The organism is Acinetobacter sp. NPDC052428, from assembly GCF_044547685.1.
Lineage (GTDB): Bacteria > Pseudomonadota > Gammaproteobacteria > Pseudomonadales > Moraxellaceae > Acinetobacter > Acinetobacter lwoffii_G.
On the sequence record NZ_JBIUAT010000075.1, the window covers coordinates 1 to 1,246 of the forward strand.

1 protein-coding gene is annotated in these 1,246 nt (G+C 36.1%); it reads left to right on the plus strand.

The window, feature by feature from the left end:
- Nucleotides 1-223 precede the first annotated feature (223 nt).
- The gene (locus tag ACIG3F_RS16110) at nucleotides 224-1,210 is read left to right on the plus strand and encodes an IS110 family transposase (protein WP_005251678.1); all 987 of its coding nucleotides are present in this window, start codon (nucleotides 224-226) and stop codon (nucleotides 1,208-1,210) included.
- Nucleotides 1,211-1,246: the final 36 nt, after the last annotated feature.

Genomic DNA, 1,246 nt, shown 5'->3' on the forward strand with positions numbered 1-1,246 from the left:
TACTTGTATCTTGATTGATATAGTGATTAGCTACCACTATACGCAAATTGTAGAGTTTGGAGTGCTGCTAAAATCTTAAATTTGAACCTGAGATAAAACCTACAATTTGCCCTTATCCCTCATACAACTCTGAACGGTAACTAAGCACTTTGATGCTGTATTCACAAGGTAAGATGATGGTTAATGGGATAAAAATCATAGCTTAAACTCAAGGAATATCACCATGATTATGCTAGGTATTGATGTCAGTAAAACCAAAATAGATTGTTGCATTTTTCCTCAAGGTTTGACTGGAAAAAGAAAAAATAAAATATTTACTAATACAGAAAGTGGCTTTGGCAGTCTGCTCAAATGGCTCATCACTCTTAAAATTGAACCTGATCAAGTGACAGCAATCATGGAAGCGACTTCGGTTTATCATGAGAATTTGGGATATTATCTATATGATGCAGGTGTAAAGGTTTGTGTGGCTAATCCTTCACGAGTAAGAGCCTTTGCCAAAGGCATGTCCATGCTAAATAAAACGGATAAAGCTGATAGTGAAGCTCTTTCACGTTATGGTTACACCGCAAAGTTAATCATATGGCAGCCTGAACCTGAAAATGTCAGATTATTAAAAGCTTTACTAGGCAGACGAGATGTCTATCTAGGTAGTCTATTGCAGGAAAAGAATCGACTTGAAAAGGCGCAGTCCACTCATACCTCCGTTGTTGTGATTAAATTACTTGAAGAGAATATTGAGTATTTAAATCAGCAACTTGAAAATATTGACAAGTTAATAAATAATCACATAGATCAAGATCCAACATTGAAACAGGATTTGAAATTACTGCAAACTATTCCTTCAATCGGTGAACGATCAGGCTTATTACTGTTGGGGTTATTTCATTCGCACAAGTTTGAAAAAGCAAGTCAAGCTGCTGCATATGTAGGTTTGGTTCCAGTACATCAGTTGTCTGGCAGTTCAGTCAACAAGCAAAGTCACTTATCAAAAGCAGGTGACAGTAAAATACGCTCAGTATTGTATATGTCAGCATTAACAGCGATTAAATATAATCCACACATTGAAGCTTTATATCAACGATTATTAAGCCAGGGTAAAAATAAAATGTGTGCTTTAGGTGCTGCAATGCGCAAGCTTATACATCTGTGTTATGGCGTTTTAAAACATCAGACTGCCTATCAAAGAGATTATTTATTGGTCGAATAATCTCAAAACCTGATTGACTACCAAGACGGTATCTCA